19 protein-coding genes and 1 tRNA gene are annotated in these 18,445 nt (G+C 69.7%); 12 read left to right on the forward strand and 8 right to left on the reverse strand.

Annotated elements, in window-relative coordinates:
- Positions 1 to 11: 11 nt before the first annotated feature.
- Positions 12 to 94, reverse strand: a tRNA-Leu gene (locus ACYVKA_RS15175).
- A 172-nt stretch (positions 95 to 266) separates the two neighbouring features.
- On the opposite strand from ACYVKA_RS15175, the gene ACYVKA_RS15180 reads away from it, so the two are divergent.
- Together ACYVKA_RS15180 and ACYVKA_RS15185 are read left to right on the forward strand one after the other, a co-directional pair.
- The gene (locus ACYVKA_RS15180) at positions 267 to 644 is read left to right on the forward strand and encodes a globin (protein ID WP_460706700.1); all 378 of its coding nucleotides are present in this window, start codon (positions 267 to 269) and stop codon (positions 642 to 644) included.
- A 6-nt stretch (positions 645 to 650) separates the two neighbouring features.
- Entirely contained in the window at positions 651 to 986 is a 336-nt protein-coding gene (locus ACYVKA_RS15185; protein ID WP_460706702.1) for an MGMT family protein, read from the forward strand.
- A gap of 185 nt (positions 987 to 1,171) precedes the next feature.
- On the opposite strand, the gene ACYVKA_RS15190 is transcribed toward ACYVKA_RS15185, so the two are convergent.
- Both ACYVKA_RS15190 and rfbA read right to left on the reverse strand, forming a co-directional pair.
- Positions 1,172 to 1,936, reverse strand: a complete 765-nt coding sequence (locus ACYVKA_RS15190) for a M23 family metallopeptidase (protein ID WP_460706704.1) — start codon at positions 1,934 to 1,936, stop codon at positions 1,172 to 1,174.
- A gap of 186 nt (positions 1,937 to 2,122) precedes the next feature.
- Positions 2,123 to 2,989 (reverse strand): glucose-1-phosphate thymidylyltransferase RfbA, encoded by an 867-nt coding sequence (gene rfbA, locus ACYVKA_RS15195; protein ID WP_394274911.1) that lies wholly within the window; start codon positions 2,987 to 2,989, stop codon positions 2,123 to 2,125.
- A gap of 94 nt (positions 2,990 to 3,083) precedes the next feature.
- Between rfbA and rfbB the strand changes: the two genes are divergently transcribed.
- The 8 genes from rfbB (at position 3,084) to pknB (ending at position 13,304) form a co-directional block, all read left to right on the forward strand.
- Positions 3,084 to 4,082 (forward strand): dTDP-glucose 4,6-dehydratase, encoded by a 999-nt coding sequence (gene rfbB / locus ACYVKA_RS15200; RefSeq protein ID WP_460706706.1) that lies wholly within the window; start codon positions 3,084 to 3,086, stop codon positions 4,080 to 4,082.
- Positions 4,083 to 5,465, forward strand: coding sequence for a sugar nucleotide-binding protein (locus ACYVKA_RS15205; protein ID WP_394274909.1), 1,383 nt, complete (start codon positions 4,083 to 4,085; stop codon positions 5,463 to 5,465).
- Between the two features lie 243 nt (positions 5,466 to 5,708).
- Positions 5,709 to 6,422: an FhaA domain-containing protein gene (locus ACYVKA_RS15210; RefSeq protein ID WP_460706708.1), complete on the forward strand. Its 714-nt coding sequence runs from the start codon at positions 5,709 to 5,711 to the stop codon at positions 6,420 to 6,422.
- Positions 6,419 to 6,904: an FHA domain-containing protein FhaB/FipA gene (locus tag ACYVKA_RS15215; protein WP_460706710.1), complete on the forward strand. Its 486-nt coding sequence runs from the start codon at positions 6,419 to 6,421 to the stop codon at positions 6,902 to 6,904. The genes ACYVKA_RS15210 and ACYVKA_RS15215 overlap by 4 nt, the downstream gene beginning before the upstream one ends.
- An 86-nt stretch (positions 6,905 to 6,990) precedes the next feature.
- A complete protein-coding gene (locus tag ACYVKA_RS15220) occupies positions 6,991 to 8,292 on the forward strand; it encodes a PP2C family protein-serine/threonine phosphatase (protein ID WP_460706759.1) in 1,302 nt (433 codons plus the stop codon).
- The gene (locus ACYVKA_RS15225) at positions 8,292 to 9,698 is read left to right on the forward strand and encodes an FtsW/RodA/SpoVE family cell cycle protein (RefSeq protein WP_460706712.1); all 1,407 of its coding nucleotides are present in this window, start codon (positions 8,292 to 8,294) and stop codon (positions 9,696 to 9,698) included. Before ACYVKA_RS15220 ends, ACYVKA_RS15225 begins: the two co-directional genes overlap by 1 nt.
- The gene (locus ACYVKA_RS15230) at positions 9,695 to 11,122 is read left to right on the forward strand and encodes a peptidoglycan D,D-transpeptidase FtsI family protein (protein WP_394274904.1); all 1,428 of its coding nucleotides are present in this window, start codon (positions 9,695 to 9,697) and stop codon (positions 11,120 to 11,122) included. Before ACYVKA_RS15225 ends, ACYVKA_RS15230 begins: the two co-directional genes overlap by 4 nt.
- 115 nt (positions 11,123 to 11,237) lie before the next feature.
- Positions 11,238 to 13,304, forward strand: coding sequence for a Stk1 family PASTA domain-containing Ser/Thr kinase (gene pknB, locus ACYVKA_RS15235; RefSeq protein ID WP_460706714.1), 2,067 nt, complete (start codon positions 11,238 to 11,240; stop codon positions 13,302 to 13,304).
- A 45-nt stretch (positions 13,305 to 13,349) separates the two neighbouring features.
- Here pknB and ACYVKA_RS15240 read toward each other — a convergent pair whose 3' ends face one another.
- Together ACYVKA_RS15240 and ACYVKA_RS15245 are read right to left on the reverse strand one after the other, a co-directional pair.
- Positions 13,350 to 13,997, reverse strand: a complete 648-nt coding sequence (locus ACYVKA_RS15240; protein WP_460706716.1) for an aminodeoxychorismate/anthranilate synthase component II — start codon at positions 13,995 to 13,997, stop codon at positions 13,350 to 13,352.
- A 77-nt stretch (positions 13,998 to 14,074) separates the two neighbouring features.
- Positions 14,075 to 14,854 (reverse strand): DUF881 domain-containing protein, encoded by a 780-nt coding sequence (locus tag ACYVKA_RS15245; RefSeq protein WP_460706718.1) that lies wholly within the window; start codon positions 14,852 to 14,854, stop codon positions 14,075 to 14,077.
- Between the two features lie 143 nt (positions 14,855 to 14,997).
- Here ACYVKA_RS15245 and ACYVKA_RS15250 point away from each other — a divergent pair, with 143 nt between their 5' ends.
- On the forward strand, positions 14,998 to 15,288 hold the full coding sequence (locus tag ACYVKA_RS15250; protein ID WP_394277287.1) for a cell division protein CrgA: 291 nt from the start codon (positions 14,998 to 15,000) through the stop codon (positions 15,286 to 15,288).
- Between the two features lie 59 nt (positions 15,289 to 15,347).
- On the opposite strand, the gene lysS is transcribed toward ACYVKA_RS15250, so the two are convergent.
- Positions 15,348 to 16,814, reverse strand: a complete 1,467-nt coding sequence (gene lysS / locus ACYVKA_RS15255; RefSeq protein WP_460706761.1) for a lysine--tRNA ligase — start codon at positions 16,812 to 16,814, stop codon at positions 15,348 to 15,350.
- A 238-nt stretch (positions 16,815 to 17,052) separates the two neighbouring features.
- Between lysS and ACYVKA_RS15260 the strand changes: the two genes are divergently transcribed.
- On the forward strand, positions 17,053 to 17,631 hold the full coding sequence (locus tag ACYVKA_RS15260; RefSeq protein WP_460706720.1) for a hypothetical protein: 579 nt from the start codon (positions 17,053 to 17,055) through the stop codon (positions 17,629 to 17,631).
- Positions 17,632 to 17,682: 51 nt separating this feature from the next.
- On the opposite strand, the gene ACYVKA_RS15265 is transcribed toward ACYVKA_RS15260, so the two are convergent.
- The gene (locus tag ACYVKA_RS15265) at positions 17,683 to 18,051 is read right to left on the reverse strand and encodes a GNAT family N-acetyltransferase (RefSeq protein WP_460706722.1); all 369 of its coding nucleotides are present in this window, start codon (positions 18,049 to 18,051) and stop codon (positions 17,683 to 17,685) included.
- 3 nt (positions 18,052 to 18,054) lie between these two features.
- Entirely contained in the window at positions 18,055 to 18,180 is a 126-nt protein-coding gene (locus ACYVKA_RS15270; protein WP_460706724.1) for a hypothetical protein, read from the reverse strand.
- Between the last annotated feature and the right edge of the window lie 265 nt (positions 18,181 to 18,445).

The raw sequence follows: 18,445 nt of genomic DNA on the forward strand, positions 1-18,445 counted from the left end.
TTCCGAGATTGTGCGCGAGAGAGGAGTTGAACCTCCACGTCCCAAGGGACACTGGCACCTGAAGCCAGCGCGTCTGCCATTCCGCCACTCGCGCATCACTGTCTTTTCCGGTTCTGCCCGGCGAAGCCAGCTAGAGAAAGCTAGCACAGGTCCTTGGCGCTTTGCACATCGGCGCTGGCAGGCACGTTCCGGCGAGTGCCTGCACGACGACCCCCTGCCCCCGTCCGAGACCCCAGCCGTCCAGCCACTCCTGACAGACTGGACGGGTGAGCGAGACCTTCTATGACGCCGTGGGCGGCCACGAGACATTCGAGAAGCTGGTGCGCCGCTTCTACGAGCAGGTGGCCGCGGATGCAGAGTTCCGCGCCCTCTACCCCGAGCAGGACCTCGGCCCCGCCGAGGACCGTCTGCGCACCTTCCTGGAGCAGTACTGGGGCGGGCCGAAGACCTACCAGGAGAACCGTGGCCACCCGCGGCTGCGGATGCGCCACAACGTCTTCCGGATCACCCCCGCCGAGCGCGACACCTGGCTGAAGTACATGCTGACCAGCCTCGACGAACTCCAGCTCGTCGCCGAGCACGACGCCGCCTTCCGCGACTACCTGACCCGCGCCGCCAACTCGCTGGTCAACACGCTGGCCTGAGCACCGATGGGCGAACTGCTCACCGAACTGGTGCTGCGCGCCGCTGAGCTGATTCCTCCGGGTGAGGTGGCTTCCTATGGAGACCTCGCCGGCATTGTGGGGACGGGGCCACGGCAGGTGGGCGCCGTGGTGGCGCGCGACGGTTCATCGGTCTGCTGGTGGCGGGTCACCAATGCCTCCGGGGAGCTGCCCGCCCACCTCGTCGACGAGGCCCGCGAGCACTGGCAGCGCGAGGGGATCACCGGCAAGGCCAACGGCCGGGGCTGTCGGATCACCGCCCACCGGACGGACCTCCTCGCCCTGACAGATGCGTGGCGGGAGGCGACGGCGGACCTCCGCTGACCTTTCGACGTGCGCAGTCGACCCCGCACGTCGGGCCGACACGGGCACCCGCTGCAGCGCATGCCCCTGCGGATCGGGGGTGCGCAGTGGACTGTGCACGTCGTCGTGACAGCCGGCCCTCGACAAGCTCGGGCGACGGAACGGGGCTCGGGCGACGGAACGGGGCTCGGGCCACGGAAGCAGCCTCAGGCGCGGCTCATCCGCAGCGACTCCCACGGGTCGACGGCCGACTGGTAACCGGTGCCCGACGGGCGCACCTCGAAGTGCAGGTGCGGCCCGTCCTGCTGCTCACAGCCATTCATTCCGCTGCGCCCCAACAGATCACCCGGCTGCACCCGCTGGCCGTCGGCCACCGCCAACTCGCCGAGATGGCCGATCACGAGGTCCCGGCCGTCGGAGCGCACCAGCAGGCGCTTGCTGCCGTAGGAGGCACCCATCGTGGACGGCCTGACGTGCACCGTGCCCGCTACCCCGGAACGCACCGGGGTCCCCTCGGGCATGTCGACGTCGACGCCGTGGTGCACGTGCGAGGCGTACCAGGTCGCCACCGTGCGCCCGTAGGAGAGCATCACCGGATGACTTCCCCCGAACCAGGGGGAGGTGAAGCACCCCTCCTGGGAGTCCTCGCCGTTCAAGTAGAAGCGACGGTTTCCCCGCCAGTACTCGGAGCTGGCGGTGCACTTCGACGGATCCAGGGCGGCGCCGAAGGAGGTGCGCACCACCCTGCCCGAGGGGCTGGGCGCGGAACTCCTCGTCGGGGAGTCCGACGCGGAGGGGATGGGCGACGCGGACGGTGTGGACGACGCGGTTGTGACCGACGAGGTGGCGGAAGGAACCGGCGTACTCGTCCGGCTCGGCTCCGGGTCCTGGGGCGCTTGGGGTGTCTCGGGAGCGCAGGCCGTGGCTCCCAGCACCACCAGCGCGAGGGCAAGTCGAGTGCTTGCGGACATCGTCGTCCTCCTTCGACGGGAGGCCCTTCGACAGGCTCGGGGACCGGGGTTGGGGCTCGGGGACCGGGTGGAGTTCAGGGGATCAGGGTGTGGGCGGGGGCCCGGAGAAGTTCTCCGGGGCTTCTGGAATCTGATGGTGTGCTGACCAAGCGGCCAGCACGCGTCATCAGCCGATGCCCAGCGTCTTCAGCGGTTGTCCAGCAGCCCGACGAGGTAGTCGCCGTAGCCGGACTTGGCCAGCTTCTCCCCGCGCTCGCGCAGCTCGTCGTCGCTGAGGAAGCCCAGACGCCAGGCGGCCTCCTCCGGGCAACCCACCTGCAGGCCCTGACGGGCCTGGATGGTGCGCACGAAGTTGCCGGCGTCATTGAGCGAGTCGAAGGTTCCGGTGTCGAGCCAGGCGGTGCCGCGTGGCAGCACCTCGACCTGCAGCTTCTTGCGCTCCAGGTAGATGCGGTTCACGTCGGTGATCTCGTACTCGCCACGCGGCGACGGCTCCAGCGACTTGGCAATCTCGATGACGTCCTCGTCGTAGAAGTACAGGCCGGGGACGGCGTAGTGGCTCTTGGGCTGCTTCGGCTTCTCCTCCAGCGACAGCGCGGTGCCGTTGTCGTCGAACTCGACGACGCCGTAGGCCTCGGGTTCTGCAACCCAGTAGGCGAAGACGGCGGCACCGTCGATGTTCTCGAAGCGCTTGAGCTGGGTGCCCAGGCCGGCACCGTAGAAGATGTTGTCACCCAGGACGAGGCAGACCTTGTTGCCCTTGGCGAAGTCCTCACCGATGGTGAAGGCCTGTGCCAGGCCCTTGGGTTCGGGCTGGACGGCGTAGCTGATGTTGACGCCGAACTGCGAGCCGTCACCGAGCAGGCGCTTGAAGCCGTCGGCCTCGTGCGGCGTGGTGATGACCAGGATGTCCTTGATGCCAGCGAAGATCAGCGTGGACAGGGGGTAGTAGATCATCGGCTTGTCGTAGACGGGCACCAGCTGCTTGCTGTTGGCCATCGTGATCGGGTGGAGTCGGGTACCGGACCCACCGGCGAGAATGATTCCGTGCATGTCGCCAGTCTGGCACCTTCCCTGTCCCTGTTGGGCTTGCGGGCCCCGCCCGCTCTGGGCGCCGCCACAGGAACCGCCCGATAGGGTCGACGCCATGTCCAACATTCTTGTCACCGGTGGAGCGGGGTTCATCGGCAGCAACTTCGTGCACCACCTGCTGGCCCACTCCGACCACGTCGTCAACGTCATTGACGCCATGACCTATGCAGGCAATCGCGCGAGCCTGGACGGCCTGCCCGCCGACCGCTTCGAGCTGGTCGAGGGCGACATCTGCGACGCGCAGCTCGTCGAGCGTCTCGTGGCGGCCAGCGACGTCGTCGTGCACTTCGCCGCGGAGAGCCACAACGACAACTCGCTCAACGACCCGTCGCCCTTCATCAAGACCAACCTGATCGGCACCTACACGCTGCTGGAGGCGGTGCGCAAGCACGGCAAGCGCTTCCACCACGTGAGCACCGACGAGGTCTACGGCGACCTGGAGCTCGACGATCCGGCGAAGTTCACCGAGCACACGCCCTACAACCCGTCGAGCCCCTACAGCTCCACCAAGGCCGGCTCCGACCTGCTGGTGCGCGCCTGGGTGCGTTCCTTCGGCATCACCGCGACGCTGAGCAACTGCTCGAACAACTACGGCCCGCGCCAGCACATCGAGAAGTTCATCCCGCGCCAGATCACCAATGTGATCTGCGGGATTCGCCCGAAGCTCTACGGGGCCGGCGAGAACGTGCGCGACTGGATCCATGTGGACGACCACAACTCCGCCGTGCTGGAGATCATCGAGAAGGGCCGCTCCGGTGAAACCTACCTGATCGGCTCCGACGGTGAGAAGAACAACCTCGAGGTCATGCAGCTCATCCTCACGATGATGGGCAAGCAGGCCGACGACTTCGACCACGTGACCGACCGTCCGGGCCACGACATGCGTTACGCCATCGACAACACCAAGCTGGTCGACGAGCTGGGCTGGCAGCCGCAGTACGAGGACTTCGAGAGCGGCCTGCAGGCCACCATCGACTGGTACAAGGACAACGAGTCCTGGTGGCGCCCGATGAAGGAGGCCACCGAGGCCAAGTACGCGAAGGCAGGTCAGTGAATGGCGGGGCTTGAGGCACGCACCACCCCGATCCCGGGGATGATCGTGCTGACCCTGCCCATGCCGGGCGACAACCGCGGCTGGTTCAAGGAGAACTGGCAGCGGGCGAAGATGCTGGAGCTGGGCCTGCCCGACTTCGGCCCGGTGCAGAACAACATGAGCTTCAACACCTCCAAGGGTGCGACTCGTGGCCTGCACGCCGAGCCGTGGGACAAGTACGTCAGCCTGGCCACCGGCCGCATCATGGGCGCTTGGGTGGACCTGCGCGAGGGGGAGAGCTTCGGCGCGAAGTTCTCCCTGGAGATGGGTCCGGAGACGGCCGTCTTCGTCCCGCGCGGGGTGGCCAATGGCTACCAGGCGCTGGAGGACGGCACCGCCTACACCTATCTGGTCAACGACCACTGGAGCCCCGAGGCACGGGCCAGCTACACCTACCTCAACCTGGCCGACGAGACCGCCGCCATCGAGTGGCCGATCCCGCTGGACCAGGCCGAGATCAGCGATGCCGACAAGGCGCACCCGCGCCTGGCCGATGTCTCGCCGATGCCCGCGAAGCGGACCGTGGTGCTGGGCGCCAAGGGCCAGCTGGGCCAGGGCCTGATGGCGCTGCTGCCCGACGCCGTGGGCCTGGACCGCACCGAACTGGACCTGACCGACCGCGAGGCCGTGCAGTCCTTCGACTGGAACCAGGTGGGCACCATCGTCAATGCGGCGGCCTACACCGCGGTGGACGTGGCCGAGACCGAGCAGGGCCGGCGTGACTGCTGGGCCGCCAATGTGACGGCCGTGCAGAACCTGGTGGAGCTGGCGCGCGAGCGTCGCATCCGCCTGGTGCACGTCAGCTCCGACTATGTCTTCGACGGCACGGTCACCGAGCACCGCGAGGACGAGGCCTTCAGCCCGCTGGGCGTCTACGGCCAGACGAAGGCGGCCGGCGATGCGCTGGTGGCCACGCTGCCCGAGCACTACATCGTGCGCACCAGCTGGGTGATCGGCGGGGGCAAGAACTTTGTCGGCATCATGGCGGACCTTGCGAAGAAGGGCGTCAAGCCCACCGTGGTCAGCGACCAGTTCGGCCGCCTCACCTTCACCGAGGACCTTGCCGCCGGCATCGTCCATCTGCTCAGCACGGGGGCCGAGTACGGCACCTACAACCTCACCAACACCGGCGAGGTCAGCAGCTGGGCGGACATCGCCAGGACGGTCTTCGAGATGGTGGGTGCGAGCGCCGACGACGTCACCCCGGTGAGCACCGAGGAATATGCCGCCGGCAAGCAGATCTCGCCGCGCCCGACGCACAGCGCGCTGGTGCTCGACAAGATCATCGCCGCCGGCTTCACCCCGGCCCCGGCCGAGCAGCGCCTGCGCGAGCTGCTGGGCTGAGCACGGCCCCACGACGACCCCGCTCGTCGACGACGTCCCGCCGCCCCCAAGGATGGCGGGACGTCGTCGCCATGGGGTGCGGGCCCCCTGTGCGGCGACGATTGCTGGACCCGGGCTCGAGGCTGGCCGGCCATCACAGCTGGGGCCGGTAGGATCGAACGGGCCATGGTCACGTGTCCTCACCCGGGGCGCACCCGGCCAGGGCCACGGACCAGCGGAAAACACCGACCGAAGGAGGGCCAGATGGGATTGTTCGATCGTTTCGAGAACAGGATCGAAGGTGCCGTCAGCGGAGTCTTCGCGCGCGCCTTCAAGGGCGACGTGCAGCCGGTCGAGATCGCCGCGCGGCTGCAGCGCGAGCTCGACGCCGAGGCGACCCTGCTGAGCCGTGACAAGCGCCTGGTGCCCAATGAGTTCACCGTGCAGCTCAGCCAGCACGACTATGACCACCTGGTGCCCTATTCCAAGACGCTGACCAGCGAGATCGTCCCGGAGCTGCGCGAGCACGCCGCCGAACGCCACTACGTCTTCAACGGCCCCATCTCGATCGCCTATGAGCTGGCCCCGAACCTGCCCACCGGTCGTTTCACCGTGACCAGCGCCGCCGTGGCCGGCATCGAGCAGGCCGACGGCCCCGCCTCCACCACGATGATCCGGCGTTCGGCGCTGGTCCTCGAGGTCAACGGCGTGCGCCACCCGCTCACCGCTCCCGGTCTGCTGATCGGGCGCGGCTCCGAGGCGGACCTGCGGATCAACGATCCGGGCGTCTCGCGTCGGCATGCGCAGATCCACGTGCGTGGCAGCGGCGACGACATCGCGATCACCATCGAGGACCTCGGCTCCACCAATGGCATCGTGGTCAACGGCTCGAAGGTGCCCCACGCCCAGTTGGACGACGGTTCGCGCATCGAGATCGGATCGACGCGCATGCTCGTGCACTCCCCAGTGGGTGCGTGACCTTGTCGGAGATCCTGGTCCTGCTGTGCCGCATCGCCTTCCTGGCCTTCTTCTGGCTGTTCATCCTGCTGGCCGCGGGCGTCATCCGCACCGACATCTTCGGCGAGAAGGTCGACGCCGACGGCCGCACCGTGCGCCAGGGTCGCCTGGGCATGATCCGGCGCCGCCGCGAGGCGCGCTCGAAGACCCCTGTGGCCCGCCACCTCGTGGTGACCGAGGGCCGTTCCCGCGGCGCGGTCTACCCGCTCGAGGGCACCATGCCGATCGGCCGCGCCACTAGTGCGACGGTGCAGATCGACGACGACTTCGCCAGTGCCCGCCATGCCCGGATCATGCCGGGCGAGAAGGGCACCTGGGTTGTGGAGGATCTGGACAGCACCAATGGCACCCATGTCAATGCCGTGCAGGTGACACAGGCCACCACGGTGGGCCCCGGTGACGTGATCCGCATCGGGCGCACCCAACTGCGGTTGGAGGCCTGATGGTCTTCTCCCTCGATGTGCGCGCCCACTCCGAGGTGGGTCTGGTGCGCAAGAACAACCAGGACTCCGCCTATGCCTCGCCCACCATGCTGCTGGTGGCCGACGGGATGGGTGGGGCCGCCGCCGGCGACCTGGCCTCAACCGTCGCCGTCCGCGAGATGCTGCGCGCCGATGCCAGCCACACCATCGAGGACGCGCCCGTCGTGCTGGCGGGGGCTCTGCACCGCGCCAATGACCTGCTGGCCGACCTGGTCAAGGCCGACCCGACCCTGGACGGGATGGGTACCACGGTCTGCGGTGCCCTGTTCACCGGCTCCGCGCTGGGCCTGGTGCACATCGGCGACTCGCGGGGCTACCTGGCCCGCACCGGCCGCCTGCACCGCCTCACCCACGACCACTCGTGGGTGCAGTCGCTGGTGGACGAAGGCAAGATCAGCCTGGACGAGGCCGCGATCCACCCCCACCGCTCGCTGCTGCTCAAGGTGCTCAACGGCCAGACCAGCAATGATCCCGACACCGACCGCGTCGAGCTGGCCCTGGACGACCGCCTGCTGTTCTGCTCCGACGGCCTGTGCGGCTTCGTGCCCGATGCCGTCATCGAGGACATCCTCACCGGAACCCCCGACCTGGACGAGGCGATGGCCCAGCTGGTGGCCGCCGCCCACCGCGGCGGGGGTGCCGACAACATCACGGTCGTCCTGGCCGATGTCGTCCCGCACGACGACACGCTGGACGGCGCCGCCCCGCTGCTGGTCGGTGCCGCGGCCGATGCCGAGGTGCCCGAGATCGAGGAGAACACCCTCGTCGGCATCGAGGGTCTGCCGCTGGGCGACCTGAAGCCGGAGCCGGCGGCCAGCGACGAACGCGTCCTGGAGGGCCCCGACCTGGCCGTCCTGGACGAGCAGGAGGCGCGCCGCTATGCCCCGAAGGAGGGACGGATGCGTCCCGTCCTGGCCGGGCTGGCGGTCACCACGGCCCTCCTGCTGCTCGCCGGGGCCGGACTGTGGGGCGCCTGGCAGTGGAGCCGCACCCAGTACTTCGTCGGCGAGGACCAGCAGCAGGTGGCGATCTTCCGTGGAGTGCCCGGTTCCCTGCTGGGACGCGAGCTGGGCGAGGTGGCCGAACGCTCCGGTGTGCGCGTCGACGACCTGCCCACCTTCTACCGCCAGCAGGTGCGCACCACCATCCCGGTCAGCAGCCTGGAGGCCGCCCGCAGGACGGTCGGGGAGCTGCGCACCCACGCCGAGGCCTGTCGTGAGCGACGCCGGCAGGGCGGGACACCTGCGGCCAGCACGGCGCCGGCGCCGAATGCGACGCCCAGTGCCATGACAAGCGCCACCGCCAGCGCCTCGCCCGGGTCCGGCGGGATCGACCTGGAGGGCTGCTGATGAGCCAGCTGCCAGCCACCCCCACCGGGGACCGCTTCGTCTACCGCCGCAGGCGCACGGTGGAGCTGTTGATGGACCTGTTCGCGCTCTGCTTCGGCCTGGCCGGCTGGGCCCTGACCGAGATGAACCTCTACGGCGACCTGCCGGGGAACTTCGCGGTGGTGGCCGCCATCTGGTTCGGCCTGGGCGTGGCGATGCACGTGGTGGTGCGCTGGCGCCTGGCCTGGGCCGACCCGCTGATCCTGCCCTGCGTCCTGCTGCTCAACGGGCTGGGGCTGGCGATGATCCACCGGATCGACCAGATCCCCGACCCGGTGCGCCATGACGCCTCCACCCAGCTGCTGTGGACCATCCTCGGCATGGCCCTGTTCACGGCCGTGGTGGTCTTCCTGCGCGACCACCGCCGGTTGCAGCGCTTCCCCTACCTGCTCTTCCTGCTCGGCCTCTTCCTGCTGCTGCTGCCGCTGGTGCCCGGCCTGGGACGGGCCCAGTACGGTGCGCGGATCTGGATCAGCGTGGCCGGCTACAGCTTCCAGCCCGCCGAGGTGGCCAAGATCGTGCTGGCCATCGCCTTCGCCGCCTACCTCACCGAGCGCCGCGAGGTCCTCGCCCTGGCCGGGCGGCGCTTCGCCGGCATCGACTTCCCGCGGCTTCGCGACCTGGGCCCGATCCTGATCATGTGGCTGGCCAGCCTGGCCGTGCTGGTCTTCCAGAACGACCTGGGCACCTCGATGCTCTTCTTCGGGCTGTTCGTGATGATGCTCTACGTCGCCACCGAGAAGGCCGGCTGGGCGGTGCTCGGGCTGCTGATGATCGGCCTGGGCGGCGCCCTGGCCTACCAGTTCGCCGGGCACGTGCGGGTGCGAGTGGGTGCCTGGCTGCACCCCTTCGAGAACTATGACGCCAACTACCAGGTGATCCAGGCCCAGTTCGGCTTCGCCTGGGGCGGGCTGACCGGCCGCGGCTGGGGGCTGGGCCGTCCCGGCCTGACCACCTTCGCCAAGAGCGACTTCATCGCCGCCGCCATCGGCGAGGAGCTCGGCGTGCTGGGCCTGATGGCCGTCATCATGGTCTATGCGCTGATCGTGGCCCGCAGCCTGCGGATGGCGCTGGCCTCCCACGACGCCTTCGGCAAGCTGCTGGCCTGCGGCCTGGGCTTCACCTTCGCCCTGCAGGTCTTCGCCATCATCGGCGGCGTCACCCGGCTGCTGCCGCTGACCGGCCTGACCACCCCCTTCATGAGCCAGGGCGGAAGCTCCATGGTGGCCAACTGGGTGATCATCGCCATCCTGCTGGTGATCAGCCACCAGGCCCGACGCCCACCGGTCACCCCGCACAGCACGGTTCGCGCGGAGCTGCAGAACGAGGACACCATCGAGATCCCGGCAGTCAGGGGGCAGGCATGAACCGCCCGATCCGTCGCCTCGCCATGGTGACCGCCGTGATGTTCCTGGCGCTGCTGCTCAATGCCAGCTACCTGGCGGTCGTGCGCGACGCCCAGCTCGATGCCGACCCGCGCAACCGTCGCACCCGCGATGCCGAGTACGCGATGAAGCGCGGCGCGATCATGGTGGGCGACAAGGCCATCGCCCAGTCCAAGGCTTCCGAGGGACGCTTCAAGTACAGCCGCACCTATTCCGACGGGCCGCTCTACGCCCACGCCACCGGCTGGTACTCCTATGACTTCGCCCGCTCCGGACTGGAGCAGCAGTACAACACCCAGCTCGCCGGCACCGACGACAGCCAGGTCTTCCGCCGCGCCATGAACACCCTCACCGGCAGCCAGCCAGAGGGGGCCTCGCTGCAGACCACCCTGGACCCGCGCGCCCAGCGCGCCGCCGCCGAGGCGCTGGGCAAGCGCACCGGCGCCGTCGTGGCCCTGGACTGGAAGACCGGCGCGGTCAAGGCCATGGTCAGCAGCCCCAGCCATGACCCCAACAGCCTGGCCACCACCGACCTGGCCAGCGCCCGCAAGGCCTGGACCAAGCTGAACGCCGATCCCTCGCGCCCACTGACCAATCGCGCCACCCGAGAGGTCTACCCGCCCGGCTCCACCTTCAAGCTGGTCACCGCCGCCGCGGCCCTCGAGTCGGGGATGACAGCGCAGTCCACGGTCTCCTCCCCCGCCTCGCTCACCCTGCCCAACACCCGCACGAAGCTGACCAATGAGGTCGACTGCGGCGGCAGCAGCTCCACCATCGACAAGGCGCTGCAGGTCAGCTGCAACACCGCCTTCGCCAACCTCGGCCTGCAGCTGGGCGACGACGCGCTGCGTGCCCAGGCCGAAAAGTTCGGCTTCGACTCCTCGCTGGAGGGCGACCTCAACCCCGTCACCAGCCGCTTCCCCGCCAGCCCTGACCGCGCCCAGACGGCGATGAGTGCCATCGGCCAGTTCGACGTCGCCGCCACCCCGGTGCAGATGGCCGTCGTCGCGGCCGCGATCGCCAATGACGGACGCGTCATGCAGCCCTACCTGGTGGAGCAGGTGCGCAATCCCGACCTGTCCACGCTCAGCGGCAACAACGGCAAGCGCCTGGGCCGGGCCATGAGTGCCGACAATGCGCGGCAGCTGCAGCAGATGATGGTCAACGTCGTCGAGCAGGGTACTGGCCAGCGGGCCGCGATCAGCGGCGTCGAGGTGGGTGGCAAGACCGGCACCGCGCAGACCTCGCCCGAGCGCCCGCCCTATGCCTGGTTCGTCGGCTTCTCGAAGGACCCTGACCTGGCCATCGCGGTCTTCATCGAGGACGCCGGCATCCAGCGCAGCGAGATCGCCGGTGGCCGCCTGGGCGGCCCGGTGCTGGCCTCCGTCGTGGAGTCCATGCGATGAGCCACGCGCAGACTGTTGCCAAGACACCGTCCAGCTGCCAGATTCGACCCCAAGAATGGACTGCGCCCCCGCCGGCGACGCACGAGGGCGCAGTCCCACCGAAAGGATGCTCGCGATGACGCAGGATCGTCCCCTCCTGGGAGGCCGGTACCAGCTCGACGAGGTCATCGGCCGTGGCGGAATGGCCGAGGTGTGGCGCGCCCGTGACATCCGGCTCGGGCGCGACGTGGCCGTCAAGCGACTGCGCGTCGACCTGGCCACGGACCCCACCTTCCAGGCGCGCTTCCGTCGCGAGGCGCAGGCCGCGGCCGGCCTGAACCACCCGAACATTGTCTCCACCTATGACACCGGCGAGGAGATCGACGACCGCACCACCATCGCCGTGCCGTGGATCGTGATGGAGCTGGTGGAGGGCGACACCCTGCGTGAGCTCCTGCAGACCCACACCGCCCTGCCGCCCGAGCAGGCCTTCGAGCTCAGCCGTGGCGTCCTGGACGCCCTGGGCCACAGCCATCGCGCCGGCATCGTCCACCGCGACATCAAGCCTGCCAATGTGATGCTGACCCCCAGCGGCCAGGTGAAGGTGATGGACTTCGGCATCGCCCGCGCCGTCGCCGACACCTCGGCCACCATGACCCAGACGGCCGCCGTGATCGGCACCGCCCAGTACCTGTCGCCCGAGCAGGCCCGCGGCGAGACCGTCGACGCCCGCAGCGACATCTACTCGGCCGGCTGCCTGCTCTACGAGCTGCTGGTGGGCCGTCCGCCCTTCATCGGCGACTCCCCGGTGAGCGTCGCCTACCAGCACGTGCGCGAGGCTCCGGCGCCGCCGAGCCAGCTCGACCCGCAGCTGACGCCGTCCATGGACGCCATCGTGCTCAAGAGCCTGGCCAAGGACCCGGACGAGCGCTACCAGAGCGCCCGGGAGATGCGTGACGACATCGCCCGTCTGCTCGCCGGCCAGCAGGTCACCGCACCGCTGCCGGCCCCGGTGCCGCCGGTCGGCCCGCCGACGGCCGCGACCGCCGTGGTGCCGGAGTCGGCTGCCAGCGGCAGCACCGCGGTCAGCCCGCCCTCTGCTGTGGCCGTCGATGACGAGACGGCCGGACTGACTGCCGTCGAGGACGAGCAGCCCCGGCGCCGCAGCCTGGTCGGCTGGGTGCTGGTCATCCTCGGACTGGCGCTGGCGGCCCTGATCGGGTTCACGCTGTGGGCGTGGCTGACCCCCAATGACGACCCCGAGATGGCGGCCGTGCCGGTGGTGGTGGGCCAGAACGAGCAGGCCGCCACCGCGGACCTCAAGGCTGCGGGCTTCGGCGTCACCTCCCAGCACGTGAACGGGGATGCCGCCACCGAGAACCAGGTGACCGACCAGGACCCGCCCGGCGGCAAGGAGGCCCGCAGGGGCTCGACGGTGACGATCACCATCAATGACGGTCCCAAGACGGTCACGGTGCCGGACCTGGTGGGGCTCTCGCGTGACCAGGCCCGCCAGCGGCTGGTCGACGCCGGCTTCGCGAGCAGCGGGATCACTTTCGCCGACGCCACCGCCGAGGCGGAGGCCGACCATCCCGACCTGGACAAGGGCGAGGTGGTCACCTCCAACCCGGCCTCCGGCGCCGAGGTGGTGCTGTCGGCCAAGCAGGGCATCAAGGTCTACCTGGCCACCGGCAAGGTCCGCGTGCCCAAGGTCGTCGACCAGGCGCAGGACGAGGCCCGTTCTGCCCTGGAGACACTGGGACTCGAGGTGGCCGTCAACGAGCGCGAGACCACCGAGCCCGGCAAGGACGGCCGGGTGCTGGAGCAGAATCCGGCCGGCGGCAAGCGGGTGGAGCGTGGCAGCACCGTCCAGCTGATCGTCGGCCGCTACCGGGATCCGGAGCCCACCCAGACTCCCTCGGCCACTGCCTCCGCCTCGCCGACGGCCCAGGAGACCTCGGAGAGCCTGCCGGTGCCCAATGTGACCGACCAGGCCCTCGCCGTGGCCACCAAGACCCTGCAGGACGCGGGCTTCACCGTGGCCGTCTCCGGCTCGACGGTGAACGACCCGAACCTGGAGGGCAAGGTCGTCGACCAGAGCCCGGCTGGCGGCCAGGCAGAGCGGGGTTCGACGGTGACCATCGGCGTGGGGCGCTACGAGCCGACCCAGACCGCCGAGCCGTCCCCCACCCAGACGCCCTGATCCCCGGACTGCGGCCCTGGGACGTGACTGCGCGAGACGCCGGGCTCAGCCCACGTTCATCAGTGGGCTGAGCCCGGCGGCGCGTGTGGGCGCCTCGAGGTCGCCGCACTCGGCGAGCCACCGGCCCAGCATCTGGTGGCCGCCCTCGGTGAGGACGCTCTCGGGGTGGAACTGCACGCTCTCGACCGCCAGCTCCCGGTGCCGCACCGCCATGATCACGCCGGTGGCGGTGCGGGCGGTCACCTCCAGGCAGTCGGGCAGCGTCTCGGGCACGATCGCCAGCGAGTGGTAGCGGGTGCAGCACACCGGACTGTCCAGGTCGGCGAAGACGCCCTGCCGCTCGTGGAAGACCTCGCTCACCTTGCCGTGCAGCAACTCCGGGGCGCGGTCGACGGTGCCGCCGAAGGCCACCGCCATCGCCTGCAGCCCCAGGCAGACGCCGAACAGCGGCACCCGCCCGGCAAGGTTCCGCACCACGTCGATGCAGACCCCGGCGGCCTCGGGCGTGCCCGGACCGGGTGAGAGCAGGACCCCGTCGAAGCCGTCGGCCCAGTCGGTGGTGAAGACGCCCTCCGGGCGGAAGCGTGGATCGTCATTGCGCCAGACCTCCACCTCGGCACCGATCTGGGCCAGGTACTGCACGATGTTGTGCACGAAGGAGTCGTAGTTGTCGACGACGAGGATGCGGGCCATGGGCCCATTCTTCCGCACGCCACGGCGGGAACTGCCCGGCGTCCCCGGGCTGGGACCATCGAGCCAGCGTCGGCCGCTCAGCCCCCCGTGCTGGCGCTGTGCAGTTCCAGCGCGCCGCTGTAACCGGGCATGGTCACCTCGCGGAGGCGCTGCTGCTTCCAGCCCAGCCCATAGGCCTCGACGTACTGCTGGTAGACGCCAATGGCCGGCGTTGCGGCCAGTGCCTTCTCCAGGCGGTCCTGGTCGCCGATCGCGGTCACCACATAGGGCGGGGCATAGGGCACGCCGCGCAGCACCACCGTGTTGCCGACGCACTTGATGCCGGTCAGCGAGGTGACGCGCTGTCCCTGGATGGTCATGGCCTCGGCCCCGCCCGCCCACAGGGCATTGACGACGGTCTGGATGTCCTGCTGGTGCACCACCAGCAGGTCCTCGTCCACACCGGCGGGCTTCACGCTCAAGGGGGCGTCGGTGAGCTCGACGCTGACCGCCGGGCCCTTCACGGGGGTGAGTCCGGCCAGCTGGCTGGCCTCGTCGAGCCGGGCAGTGACCTGCTGGTCCCCCGACCCGGGAACCGAGGCCAGGTCCACCTGTTCCCGCAGGGTGCCGACGCGCTCGGTCAGCTCCGCATTGCGCCCGGCCTGGGCGCGCACGAGGGCGTTCAGGTCGTCATTGCGGGTGGGCCGCAGGTCAGTGCCGCCGCTGGTGTTGGCGCTGGTGGCCATCATGAGGCCCGCGCTGACCACCACCAGCATCGAGGCCAGCCGGGTTGCGCGGTTGATCGGGCGGTTGGCCTGGCGCAGCCGGGCATGACGCACGCGTGAGGCGGCCCGTCGCCAGGCCTGGCCGGCTGCCATCGCGTCCTCCCGTGGGTGCGCCGCCCCGTCATCTGTCGCCCGGCAGGTGCACCGGACTCGTCGCGGGGGCTGTGGGTGCGCGTCGACTAGGCTACCCGTAGCGGCCGACCTCCCGGCCGTTCGACGCCACCAGGAGAAGTGTCTTGCCCGAGTCCAAGGTCCGCCAGCACACCGCCGCCAAGAAGAAGTCCGCGAACCGGCAGGAGCTTGCCGCCCAGCGGCGCGAGGACAAGCGACTGGCCGCGCCCTCCGGGGGCGTGAACTGGGTGCCGTGGGCCTTCAGCATCATCGGCCTGCTGGGCGTGGCCTGGCTGGTGGTCTTCTACGTGGCCGGCCACCTGGTGCCCGGCATGCGGGAGCTCGGCAACTGGAACATCCTGATCGGCATGGGTCTGATGGCAGCTGCCTTCGGCATCGCCACGCAGTGGAAGTAGTTTCCACCACCTCAACGGCCCAGCCGGCCGGGCAATGATCGCCCGGCCAGCCTGGACCCTCAGCCCTGGGGCTTGAGCAGCGGGAAGAGGATCGTCTCGCGGATGCCGGCATTGGTGAACAGCATCACCAGGCGGTCGATGCCCAGGCCGAGGCCCCCCATGGGCGGGCAGCCGAACTCCAGCGCATCGAGGAAGTCCTCGTCGAGCTGCATCGCCTCGGGGTCACCACCGGCGGCCAGCAGTGACTGCTCGGTGAGCACCTCGCGCTGCACCACCGGGTCGATGAGCTCGCTGAAGCCGGTGCCGCGTTCCATGCCACCGATGATGAGGTCCCAGGCCTCGATCAGACCGGGCTCGCTGCGGTGCGGGCGGGCCAGCGGCTGGGCGATGGCCGGGTAGTCGCACACGAAGGTGGGGTTGACCAGCGTCGGCTCGACGACCTCGCCGAAGAGCTCCATCGCCAGCTTGCCAGCGGGCCACTTCGGGTCGTGGTCGATCTCGCGCTCCTCCAGCAGCTCCACCAGCCGCTCGGCGGGGGTCTGGACGGTGATGGTCTCGCCGATCGCCTCCGACAGGCCCGGGTAGAAGCTGAGCCACTTCCACTCGCCGTCCAGGTCGATGGTGCCGGCGGGGGTTTCGATCTGGTGGATGCCGGTGGCCTCGGCGGCCGCCATGATGACGTCCTTGATCACCTGGGCGATGGTGAACTGGTCGCCCCAGCTCATGTACGCCTCGAGCATGGTGAACTCGGCCGAGTGCGAGGAGTCGATGCCCTCGTTGCGGAAGATGCGGCCCATCTCGTAGACGCGGTCCGCACCACCGACCATGGCGCGCTTGAGGTAGAGCTCGAGGGCGATGCGCAGCGTCATGTCGATGTCGAAGGCATTGAGGTGGGTCCTGAAGGGGCGGGCGGCCGCGCCGCCGTGCACCAGCTGGAGGGTGGGGGTCTCCACCTCGAGGAAGCCCTGGCCGTCGAGGACCCGCCGCACGGCCTGGGTGATCGCGGCACGGGTGCGCACCATCTCGCGCGCCTCCTCGCGCACCACCAGGTCGGCATAGCGCTGTCGCACGCGCGCCTCCTCGCTGAGCTCCTTGTGGAGCGTGGGGAGCGGGCGCAGGGCCTTGGAGGCCATCCGCCACTCGCAGGCCATCACCGACAGCTCGCCGCGGCGGGAGCTGATCACGCGGCCCTTCACCCAGACGAAGTCGCCCAGGTCGGCCTCCGCCTTCCAGTCGGCCAGGCCCTGCTCGCCGACCTCGGCGAGGCTCAGCATCACCTGCAGGCGCTCGCCGGAGTCGTCGTGGGTGAAGCCATCCTGCAGCGTGGCGAAGGCCAGCTTGCCGGTGTTGCGGATGAAGACCACGCGACCGCCGATGGTCACGACCTCGTCGGTCTCCTGACCGGCCTCGAGGTGACCCCAACCCTGGCGCACCTCCGCCAGGCTGTGGCTGCGGCGCAGGTCGGCCGGGTAGGCCTGCTTGCCCTGCTCGAGCATTCTGGACCGCTTGTCGCGTCGCACCTGCATCTGCTCCGAGACGGACGGCCCCTGGGGGGCGTTGGCGGCAGTGTCTTGGATCTTCTCACTCACCGCTCGATCCTATCCTGACCGGCGACGAGGCCGGCCTGCCCGGATGGCGGCCTGTTCGCCCAGCACGTAAGCCCTTGGCACCGCCCTCGGCCGCTGCCTAGCGTGGGCCTCAGCACGACACGTGATCGGCCCACGGCGCGGGCGCACCAGGTGCCCGCCCAATTGAGGAGGACCCATGAGTGTCAATCCCTATGGTGACAATGACCGACTCCAGGCAGGCGTCGTCGAGGAAGGCGACCAGGTCGACCGGGAGCGTCACGGCGTCGACGGCCAGCCCGCGACCGAGGACCAGCGGGTGGTCACCGGCGACCGCCAGCAGGTGCAGGAGGACGACGTCATCATCCGCGAGACCGTCCGCCAGGACCCCGCCCGTGATGACCTGGCCCGTGATGACCTGGCCCGTGATGACCTGGCCCGCGACGACCGCCCGCACCAGGACCGGGTCGAGCACACCGTCGTCGAGCGCGAGGTGGTCGAGACCGAATACGTCGTCGAGGATGGTGCCCGCGATGACGACCCGCGCGACCGTTCCGGCCACCACTCGGAAATCGACGACGTGACGGCCGACCCGTCCCACCGACCGGCCGAGCGCCGTCCCGGTGACGAGACTGCCTTCCGGCTCGACCAGGAGAACGGCCACGACCGCGTCGCCGAGCACACCATCGAGGGCCGCAATCCCGAGCTGTCCGACGACCCGCAGGCGCGCGACGACCAGGACGGCCGCGACGAGGCGGCACCGGAATTCACCAACTGACGGTTTCCAGTACGCAGCACCACCCCTCATCCCTGCCCGGCGATCGCGCGCTCAGGCTCGCGCAGGCTGGCGCACCATCCCCCACGTGGGGAAGCCATGGTTGTCGGCCTGTTCGACCACCTCGAAGTCCCGGCGTCTGTAGAGCGCCACGTTGTCCTCCACATTGGTCTTCAGGTAGGCGGGCATGCCCAGTTCGTCACACTTGCCCAGACCGATGGGCAGGAGCTCGGAGGCCACGCCCTGGTCCTGGTGGCTCGGGCGGACGGTCAGCACCACGAGATAGCGGTGATCGCCGGTGATCATGCGCTCGTGCATCCGGGTGATCTCCAGTTCCTGCGCCCACAGGTGCAGGGCGCTGCGCAGCCCGCAGGTGGCCAGCAGCCGCAGCAGGCCGGGGTCGAGCACCTCCCTCAGGCCCATGTCCTAGGGCTTGCCGTTGCTCCACAGGGCGGCCCCGACCACTTGGCCGTCCCGCTCGACCAGGTCGATCCATCCCCCGCGACCCTGCTGGCGTGCGATCGCCGAGAAGACCGGCGGCAGGCTGCTCATACGCTGCACCCGTCCGGCAGGTCGTCCATGAAGGCGTCTGCCGCCACTTCCGCGACGTGCTCGAGCTCGGTGGCCTGTGCCCGCGGCCTCGGGTCCACCAAGGGGCGCAACCGCGGGGAGATTCAGTCATGCATGGTGACGATGCTCACCATGCCGGCCGCGGCATGACGAGCCGACTCGCCCGTCTGGCCCCAGAGCTCAGGAGCTGCTTGACCTCCGGGCATCGGCTTGCTGGCAACCAGCTGGGAAATCCCCCACGACCAGT

It is taken from the genome of Luteococcus sediminum, from assembly GCF_054783495.1.